4 protein-coding genes are annotated in these 4,653 nt (G+C 62.0%); all 4 read right to left on the reverse strand.

The window, feature by feature from the left end; translation table 11 throughout:
• On the reverse strand, positions 1-673 hold a 673-nt coding region (locus HP547_RS23495; RefSeq protein WP_306140565.1), incomplete at its 3' end, for a carbamoyl-phosphate synthase small subunit.
• Positions 674-1,000: 327 nt separating this feature from the next.
• The gene (gene dapB / locus HP547_RS23500) at positions 1,001-1,804 is read right to left on the reverse strand and encodes a 4-hydroxy-tetrahydrodipicolinate reductase (protein ID WP_172222505.1); all 804 of its coding nucleotides are present in this window, start codon (positions 1,802-1,804) and stop codon (positions 1,001-1,003) included.
• Between the two features lie 13 nt (positions 1,805-1,817).
• Positions 1,818-2,948: a molecular chaperone DnaJ gene (gene dnaJ, locus HP547_RS23505; protein ID WP_172222504.1), complete on the reverse strand. Its 1,131-nt coding sequence runs from the start codon at positions 2,946-2,948 to the stop codon at positions 1,818-1,820.
• 197 nt (positions 2,949-3,145) lie between these two features.
• Positions 3,146-4,653 (reverse strand): molecular chaperone DnaK (gene dnaK / locus HP547_RS23510; protein WP_172287671.1); only part of this gene is annotated, 1,508 nt, incomplete at its 5' end.

Genomic DNA, 4,653 nt, shown 5'->3' on the forward strand with positions numbered 1-4,653 from the left:
CCGGGGTCTGGGCCGGCACCACGGTCACGCGGCAGCCACGGGCGACCAGCATGCGCAGGATGTTCAGCTTGACGCCGTAGTCGAAGGCAACCACGTGGTACGGCAGGTCGGCGGCGTCGATGGTCGGGTGGCTGTCGGTCTTCAGCTCCCACACGCTGGAGCGCCACTCGTAACGCTCGGTGGTGGAGACGACCTTGGCCAGGTCCATGCCTTTGAGGCCTGGGAAGCCGCGGGCGGCAGCAATGGCGGCCTCTTCGCTGATGTTGTCACCGGCGAGGATGCAACCGTTCTGGGCGCCCTTTTCGCGCAGGATTCGGGTCAGGCGACGGGTGTCGATGCCGGCAATGGCAACCACATTGTTGGCCTTGAGGTACTCAGGCAGCGACTGGGTGTTACGCCAGTTGCTGGCCAGCAGCGGCAGGTCACGGATGACCAGGCCAGCGGACCAGACACGGTTCGACTCGGCGTCTTCCGGCGTGGTGCCGGTGTTGCCAATGTGCGGGTAGGTCAGGGTAACGATTTGCTGCGCATAGGAAGGGTCTGTAAGGATTTCCTGGTAGCCGGTCATAGCGGTGTTGAATACCACCTCACCAACGGTCTGACCGTCGGCACCAATGGCTTCACCGCGAAAAATACTGCCGTCGGCAAGGGCGAGTATGGCTGGCTTTGTCAAGAAGACCTCCCGTAAATCAAGCATGAAAGGGCGATCGCAGGTTGCAAAAAAGCGGAGTGACGTATGGACACGTCACCCCGCTTTCATGTGCTGAATTCAATTCGCTGCGCGCTTTTAGTGGACACACTAAAGCTGTAGCTTACAGAAAAGTGCGTTTTCGGTCTACCGTATATGTGTCTCTAAAACACATGAATGCGACAGACTGACACCGGCGGTGGCTTCTTCGCGGGTAAACCCGCTCCCACAGGGACCGCACAAAGTCTGCGCCCGGTACAAATCCTGCGGGAGCGGGCAAGCCCGCGAAGAAACCAACAGCGCTCCAACGGCTTAACGCAGTTCGAGCACATCCTGCATATCGTACAGGCCAGCATCGCGCCCATCCAGCCACAGCGCCGCACGCACCGCGCCCTTGGCGAAGGTCATGCGGCTGGAAGCCTTGTGGGTGATTTCCAGGCGCTCGCCTTCGGCGGCGAACAGCACGGTATGGTCACCGACCACATCACCGGCACGCACGGTAGCGAAGCCGATGGTCTTGCGGTCACGCGCACCGGTCTGGCCTTCACGGCCGTAAACCGCCACTTCCTGCAGGTCACGGCCCAGCGCATTGGCAACCACTTCACCCATGCGCAGCGCAGTACCCGACGGCGCATCGACCTTGTGCCGGTGGTGCGCCTCGATGATTTCGATGTCGACATCATCACCCAGCACCCGCGCCGCCATGTCCAGCAACTTGAGGCTAAGGTTCACCCCAACGCTGAAGTTGGCGGCAAAGACGATGGGAATGTCCTTGCCCGCCTCGGCCAGCAACTGCTTTTCCTCGACGCTGAAACCGGTGGTGCCGATGATCATCGCCTTGCCGTGCTTACGGCAGAACGCCAGGTTCTTCAGGGTCACCGAAGGGTGCGTGAAATCGATCAGCACGTCGAACTCGTCAGCCACCTTGGCCACGTCGTCGGACAGCAGCACGCCGATACGGCCCAGGGCCGCCAGCTCACCGGCGTCCGCACCGACCAGCGAGCTGTCCGGGCGATCGATCGCCGCCGTCAGCCCAGCACCCGGGTGTTGCTGCACGGCTTCGATCAGGGTCTTGCCCATTCGCCCTGCCGCACCCATTACTGCAATACGTCGCATAGCCATTTCCTTGTCAGAGGTCGCCGAAGAAGCGCTTCACGCCATCGAACCAGCCACTGGCCTTGGGCGAGTGGGAGCTGTCCCCTTCCAGCGAGTCACGCAGCTCTTCGAGCAATTCACGCTGGCGGCGGCTGAGGTTGACCGGGGTTTCCACCGCGACACGGCATAGCAGGTCACCGGCACCACCACCACGCACTGGCGCCACACCCTTGCCACGCAGGCGGAACTGCTTGCCGGTCTGGGTGCCTTCCGGAATCTTCAGCTTCACGCGACCGTCGAGCGTCGGCACTTCCAGCTCGCCACCCAGGGCAGCATCGGTGTAGCTGATCGGCACTTCGCAGTACAGGTGCTTGCCGTCGCGCTGGAAGATCTCGTGCTCACGCACGCTGATCACTACATACAGGTCGCCAGTCGGGCCACCATGGGTACCCGCCTCGCCCTCACCCGACAGGCGAATGCGGTCACCGGTATCGACACCTGCCGGCACCTTGACCGACAGCGTCTTGTATTCCTCGACGCGGCCTTCGCCGTGGCACGAGCCACACGGATCGGTAATGATCTTGCCTTGGCCATGGCAGCGCGGGCAGGTCTGCTGCACCGAGAAGAAGCCCTGCTGCATGCGCACCTGGCCGATGCCGCCGCAGGTCGGGCAGGTCGACGGGGTCGAACCCTTCTTGGCACCGGAACCGTCGCAAGGCTGGCAGTTGACCAGCGTAGGCACGCGAATGCTGACCGTGGTGCCACGCACCGCTTCTTCCAGGTTCAGCTCCAGCGTGTAGCGCAGGTCGCTGCCGCGCTGGGCACCGCCGCGGCCGCCACCGCGCCCCCCACCACCACCGAAGAAGTCACTGAACACATCGCCGAAGATGTCGGAGAAGTTGGCGCCACCGAAGCCGGCACCGCCAGCCCCCATGCTTGGGTCGACGCCGGCATGACCGTACTGGTCGAAGGCCGCGCGCTTGCTGGCATCAGACAGCACTTCGTAGGCCTCGTTGGCCTCCTTGAACATGTCTTCCGACTCTTTGTCGCCCGGGTTGCGGTCTGGGTGATACTTCATCGCCAGACGGCGGTAGGCCTTCTTGAGGTCAGATTCGCTGGCGCCGCGCTCGACACCCAGAACCTCATAATAATCACGCTTGGACATAGGTCATTTGCACCTTGTTGGGCGTCTGGCATCTGCGCCGCGCCATCAGCACCTGCCGCCTGCCCGCCTGGGGCGTCGACAAATGCTGTAAAAATTCTCGAATTCCAGATACGCCAACGCGGGAGCAAGCCCCCGCGCGGCGACATCCTACCAGCTCACCGCCAAACGGCGGTGAGCTGGCCGACAACATGCAACGATTACTTCTTGTCGTCGCCTTTTACTTCTTCGAACTCGGCGTCAACCACGTCATCGTGCTTGGCTTCCGGCTCGGCCTGCTGCGCGCCGCCCTGAGACTGTTCGGCCGACTGCTCGGCGTACATCTTCTGGGCAACCGGGGCAGAGACCTTGGACAGCTCTTCGACCTTGGCGTCGATCGCAGCCTTGTCGTCGCCTTTGACAGCGGCTTCCAGGGCAACCACAGCGGCCTCGATGGCGGTTTTCTCTTCAGCGGTGACCTTGTCACCTGCGTCAGCGACCATCTTGCGGGTCGAGTGAACCAGTGCATCACCCTGGTTACGGGCAGCGGCCAGTTCTTCGAACTTGCGGTCTTCCTCGGCATTGGCCTCGGCGTCACGCACCATTTTCTCGATTTCTTCGTCGGACAGGCCGGAGTTGGCCTTGATCACGATCGACTGGGTCTTGCCGGTGGCCTTGTCTTTGGCGCCGACGTGCAGGATGCCGTTGGCGTCAATGTCGAAGGTCACTTCGATCTGCGGAACACCCCGCGGTGCTGGCGGGATGTCAGCCAGGTCGAACTTGCCCAGCGACTTGTTGCTGGCGGCTTGCTTGCGCTCGCCCTGCAGCACGTGAATGGTCACGGCGCCCTGGTTGTCGTCGGCAGTCGAGAACACCTGCGACTTCTTGGTCGGGATGGTGGTGTTCTTCTCGATCAGCGGGGTCATCACGCCACCCATGGTTTCGATACCCAGGGTCAGCGGACTGACGTCCAGCAGCAGCACGTCTTTCACGTCACCGGCCAGAACAGCACCCTGGATGGCAGCACCCATGGCCACAGCTTCGTCCGGGTTGACGTCCTTGCGGGCTTCTTTACCGAAGAAGTCGGCAACGGTTTTCTGCACCAGCGGCATACGGGTCTGGCCACCGACCAGGATCACGTCGTCGATCTTGCTGGCATCGATGCCGGCATCTTTCAGGGCGATGCGGCAAGGCTCGATGGTGCGCTGCACCAGCTCTTCAACCAGCGACTCCAGCTTGGCGCGGGAGATTTTCACGTTCAGGTGCTTAGGACCGGTAGCGTCTGCAGTGATGTACGGCAGGTTCACGTCGGTCGACTGAGCGGACGACAGCTCGATCTTGGCCTTCTCGGCAGCTTCCTTCAGGCGCTGCATGGCCAGCGGATCGCCTTTCAGGTTCATGCCCGACTCTTTCTTGAACTCTTCGACCAGGTAGTCGATCAGCAGCATGTCGAAGTCTTCGCCACCCAGGAAGGTGTCGCCGTTGGTGGCCAGTACTTCAAACTGGTGCTCACCGTCGACTTCGGCGATTTCGATGACCGAAACGTCGAAGGTACCGCCACCCAGGTCATAAACGATGACAGTGTGGTCGCCCTTGGCCTTGTCCATGCCGTAGGCCAGCGCAGCAGCGGTCGGTTCGTTGATGATGCGTTTTACGTCCAGACCTGCAATGCGGCCGGCGTCCTTGGTCGCCTGGCGCTGGCTGTCATTGAAGTAGGCCGGCACGGTGA

Source organism: Pseudomonas sp. CM27 (assembly GCF_013179515.1).
GTDB lineage: Bacteria > Pseudomonadota > Gammaproteobacteria > Pseudomonadales > Pseudomonadaceae > Aquipseudomonas.

Coding starts and splice junctions, on each gene's coding strand:
- dapB (WP_172222505.1), bottom strand. CDS start 1,804: ATGCGACGTATTGCAGTAATGGGTGCGGCAGGGCGAATGGGCAAGACC.
- dnaJ (WP_172222504.1), bottom strand. CDS start 2,948: ATGTCCAAGCGTGATTATTATGAGGTTCTGGGTGTCGAGCGCGGCGCC.